Here is a 4,599-nt window from a genome sequence, read left to right as displayed (position 1 = left end):
TTGGTGAACTGCCTCTTTCTCAAACGCACGATCCGTTTAGCGTATGTGCAGCAACTCGACGTGCAGGGTGAGGTTCAGAGTTATCGCCCTTATTTCTCGACAGATTTGAGCCTGAATGCAGTTCAACTGGTTAAGTATTACCGGTTGCGCTATCAGCAAGAGTTTCTGATTCGGGATGGGAAACAGTTCANGGGTCTTTCGGATTGTCAGGCGCGGTCGATCAACAAGCTGGAATTTCACACCAACATGGCCCTCTCTGTGGTGAATGTAGCGAAAGTAGAATCAGGGTTAACAGCAGTCGATACAGAGCGTAAAGCGTTCTCTATGGCTAATGCTAAGACCCGCTATCACAACGAGTTACTGCTCGAACGATTTATAAGCATCTTACCGGAAGAGGCTAAGTTGCAAATAAATCAGACACAACTACGTCAGTTGCACAGTTTTGGCTGTATTGCAGCCTAGGAATCACCGGACTATTGTAGAGTACAATTCTTAGCTTATTTTTCCGTCGTTGATAACAAATCATCAATAGCAGATTTTGCTCTATAGTAGGCGTCTAATTTGCTTAATACATTACCTCCCACCCAAGTGTTACGAATGATTTGGTCTTGATCCACGATGTACGTCGTCGGATAGCCCAAAAAGTAAAACGACGCAGCAATCTCTCTAGCATTAGGAATGATCTTGAAATCAAATGGGTGCTGCTGAAAAAAGGCAGGCTTCAACTCCGTCGCTTTGTCGGTCGAAAATCCAAGGAAAAGAACATTTTTACCTTTATACTCGTCAACCAATTTTTGTAAAGCGGGCATTTCAGCCAAGCATGGGGCGCAGCTCATGAACCAGAAATAAACACTAACACTTTACCCACTAATGCGGACGAATCATACGATTCTCCGTCAAGGGTCTTAAAAGATGATAAGGATATGTGATGCCCTTTTACGCACTCTGCCCAGTTCTGATGAATCTGCTGATATTTTTGCTGAGTGGAGTCAAAAAGAAGCAGGGGATTTTTAGCGGTTGATCTGTTCTTGGTGACTTCTTGCATTGCTTTCACCTGCTCAGTTGAACACTGTTTGAGTGTATTGTTCTGAGCACACACAACTGAACCAGCTAAATAAGGCAACCAAATGCCTAAGTAAAGGAAACACAACTTTCTTTTTATCATAGCTAAGCTGTTGTATAAGTGAGCCTTATGATAACTAGCGCCCTAACATAGGCTAGTTTACCTTCTCTATCCGGACGCAGTTGACGTACACCTCCACTCGCTCTAAAAGATTAGAGATGGCCGGTTGATAAGCCATGTTGTTAGACAGGTTCCCCTCATAGAGCACACGAGCGCCTAGCTTGTTCTCCACCAGCAGCCCGGCAATGTGCCAGTTGACCGCTTGCTCGTTAAAGACATCCAAGTGATAAAAACTCACCAACAGGTTGCCATCGGGTGTACCCGTCAGGCGAAACTGCACTAAATTTTTGGCTTCATTTTCCTTTTTCATAACCTTATCAGTCCCGTTGATCGGGCCTTTACAGCGGCAAATTTACCACTTTGTTGCGGGCTCCACCTAGTGGTGACTTAGTTGCTTTCAGGTCATCCATTTTACCCTATTCTATTGCTTCCTGTCAGAGTCTGATTCTTGGAATAGTTTCTTAACATACTACGTTTGAAGCGCAGTCCGATTTTATCCCTTTCTTGATTAATTTGACTGCCAAGAAGAGCAACCAGTGTGAGTAAGTCCGTTCTTAACATGGGCCAAGCCCGTATCTTATGTCTCGACCCACACTGGCAATTTTGGAAGCCTGAACAGTTCAAATGGCCAAACCCGCGTTTAGTATGTTAAGCTAGCAAAATTGACGCTTTATTGTTCTTTTCCCTGTTTTCTTTCCCCTTTTTCCCATGAAAACATACATTGGAATCGACGTCTCAAAAGACACCCTGGCGGTGGCGTTTCCCACAACGTCAGACACCTGGAAAGTGAGTAGCTTTGCCAACTCTCCGGATGGTATTCGTCGTCTAACGAGTGCCTTACCAGCAGAAGCTCATGTGGTCATCGAAGCAACCGGATCCTACTCGGTGCTTCTCACGTATCTACTTTGTCAAGCCAAGATCTGCCTCTCGGTCATCAATCCTAAGCAAAGTCATCACTTCGGCCAGATGCAACTCTCGGTAACCAAAACCGATGAGAGTGACTCTATCCTATTGGCTCGTTATGGCCAGATGATACAACCACCTCTCTATGAGATGGATAGCAATGTAATGCTCTGTCTAAGACAAAAGCGGACCTTACTCCGACACTATAAAAAGCAGCAACGTTCATTAGCTAACTTACATCATTCTTTCTCACCACTGCCAATTAAGGATGATCAAGTCCAGGTTAGTTTGCAACAAATGCTAGCTCATTTTCAGAGTGTCATTAATGTTTTGAATGATGAAATCCAGGCGTTAACCAAGCAGCACTTTCCTGACCAGTTGCGTCGATTAACGTCAATTGTTGGTATCTCTACAACCATCGCGACGGCTTTGATCGACGTTACCGGAGGCTTCCGTCAGTTTCATTCAGCTAAGGCGTTAGCCAAGTATATCGGCGTAGTGCCCGTCATTTATCAGTCAGGTAAATCGAATCAGACTAGGGGTATTTGTAAGACGGGTGATCCTCAATTACGCGCTATGCTGTATGTGGCTTCCTGGTCGGCGATTCAACATAACAAACCTTGTCGAGAATTCTATCAGCGTTTAAAAGCCGCAGGTAAATCGTCCAAGCTAGCTTTGATAGCCGTCGTCAATAAGCTCCTTCGCCAAGCGTTTGCCGTCGTGAAGTTCGATGAAGACTTTAATCCCAATTATCAGCCAATTTTACGCTCTATTCCTTGACTTTTAACACAGTTCATAAGAATCCTTATGCAAGGGGACGGGGAATAGTACAATTTATAAGCCCGTAACAACTTTGCTACAGAGATTGCCTAAACGACTTTTCAACCAGAAACGGCCCGCCCTAACGTCCAATAAAGAACTAGGCTAATTAGCCAACTATCCAGTCAGAAGCGTACTAATCAATAACCCGGTTTGGTAATTTGATTACTTCTGTCGTCCTTGAGCCAAACTTTAATTCAATTACAATGCCAACAGGAACCGTCAAATTTTTTAATGAGAGTAAAGGCTTCGGCTTTGTTAAACCCGATGATGGGGGCGAAGATGTGTTTGTACACGTTTCAGCTACGAGCGAAGAACTCCGAGAGAATGACAAAGTAACGTACAATGTCGAGCAGGGTAAAAAGGGCTTGAATGCGGTCAACGTCAAACGGACGTAAGGCCATCGGATCGGTCCGTAAGTAGTACAGGCTATTAAAGCCTGTACTTTTACTTTCGGGGTAAGATGGCTTCAATTAACTGGCTTTCACCTTTAGTGAAGGTAGTTGAGCAAACGGATTCAAGCTTATTTAGGCTCATGGCGTTTTACGAACGCTGATTAGATAAAAACCTTGTTTGAACAAATGTCGACAACGGCTAATAGGTATATCCTAATCTATAAGGTTTCGGAATTATCTTTTTCCGCTGTTTGGGCTGTAAAATAGGCCGACACCTGCTTTTTCAAGGTTTTGTACTTTTCATAGTAACCGTTCAGAAAACGCAACCTTTTCGTGAACGATTTCAAGCTCATAAGTAAGCGGACTTGGCATGTTGATTACCCAGGCTAGTAGTTCATTTATTGAAGCATTTTCGTGAACGATTTTTGAGAGGCGTCAGTAGTAGACTTAACTTATTATCTTACAGGTATTTGCGTTGTTCATTTAATTAAGTGCAGATGGCTTTAACTGGACGAATTGATGTAATTATGTAACCACTAAGCGGAAGTTGATCGCTAAAAGAATAGGGCAGATTAAAGAAGTTGGCTTTAAAAAAATTTATCGACCTCACACTTCTTGTGATAAAAGACTTTTAAATATCCCTGATCGCAAAGGCATTTACCGACGTAATGAAGTTTCAATCCTACTTTCACTGGATCAACATCATGAATCCGGTACGGATTCTAATTGTCGTCTTGGAACCTGCGTGTTTCAATCCTTCTTATGCTGGATCAGCCTCTGAAATGCTACGCCAAACTGCCCACCAACTTCGGCTATTTTCATGTTTCAATCCTTCTTGTGATGGATCAGCCTCTGGAATCGGATGTAGTTCTTCTCCCAGAAACCCCTTACTCTTGTTTCAATCCTTCTTGTGATGGATCAGCCTCTGGAATCTGGCGAATCGGATGCAGGACGCCGGGAACTGGCACGGTTTCAATCCTTCTTGTGATGGATTAGCCTCTGGAATACAAAACGCCCTGTACCTATCAGACCGTAGGTGAGTTGTTTCAATCCTTCTTGTGATGGATTAGCCTCTGGAATATGATTTCCACCGGCCTACCGTCCCTTGTACCCACGTTTCAATCCTTCTTGTGATGGATTAGCCTCTGGAATCACCACGGCTGGCCAGGTGCTGGCACCGGGTCGGGGGTTTCAATCCTTCTTGTGATGGATTAGCCTCTGGAATAATCTGCGATTTGAACTTGTCAATGACGCGCTTGTAAGTTTCAATCCTTCTTGTGATGGATTAGCCTCTGGAAT

The 4,599-nt window shown here is 43.8% G+C and carries 5 protein-coding genes and 1 CRISPR repeat array; of the genes, 2 read left to right on the top strand and 3 right to left on the bottom strand.

All coding sequences use genetic code 11. The features are described 5' to 3' along the window. Positions 1 to 497: 497 nt before the first annotated feature. From B157_RS0104085 to B157_RS0104075, 3 genes are read right to left on the bottom strand one after another with little or no spacing between them, the layout of a single operon-like run. The gene (locus B157_RS0104085) at positions 498 to 836 is read right to left on the bottom strand and encodes a TlpA disulfide reductase family protein (protein ID WP_020602108.1); all 339 of its coding nucleotides are present in this window, start codon (positions 834 to 836) and stop codon (positions 498 to 500) included. Beyond that, positions 833 to 1,165 carry a hypothetical protein gene (locus B157_RS0104080; RefSeq protein ID WP_020602107.1) on the bottom strand — a complete coding sequence of 111 codons (333 nt, stop codon included), beginning with the start codon at positions 1,163 to 1,165 and terminating at the stop codon, positions 833 to 835. The genes B157_RS0104085 and B157_RS0104080 overlap by 4 nt, the downstream gene beginning before the upstream one ends. Before the next feature lie 52 nt (positions 1,166 to 1,217). After that, entirely contained in the window at positions 1,218 to 1,493 is a 276-nt protein-coding gene (locus tag B157_RS0104075) for a hypothetical protein (RefSeq protein WP_020602106.1), read from the bottom strand. Between the two features lie 398 nt (positions 1,494 to 1,891). Here B157_RS0104075 and B157_RS0104070 point away from each other — a divergent pair, with 398 nt between their 5' ends. Further along, positions 1,892 to 2,866: an IS110 family RNA-guided transposase gene (locus B157_RS0104070; protein ID WP_026308477.1), complete on the top strand. Its 975-nt coding sequence runs from the start codon at positions 1,892 to 1,894 to the stop codon at positions 2,864 to 2,866. 245 nt (positions 2,867 to 3,111) lie between these two features. After that, positions 3,112 to 3,303, top strand: a complete 192-nt coding sequence (locus B157_RS0104065; RefSeq protein ID WP_020602104.1) for a cold-shock protein — start codon at positions 3,112 to 3,114, stop codon at positions 3,301 to 3,303. 744 nt (positions 3,304 to 4,047) lie between these two features. Beyond that, positions 4,048 to 4,599: direct repeats of the CRISPR family, unit length 37 nt; unit sequence GTTTCAATCCTTCTTGTGATGGATTAGCCTCTGGAAT.

The organism is Spirosoma spitsbergense DSM 19989 (assembly GCF_000374085.1).
In the GTDB taxonomy this organism is placed as follows: domain Bacteria; phylum Bacteroidota; class Bacteroidia; order Cytophagales; family Spirosomataceae; genus Spirosoma; species Spirosoma spitsbergense.
The sequence above is the reverse complement of the archived record's forward strand: the minus strand, read 5'-3'. Positions and strand labels throughout refer to the sequence as shown.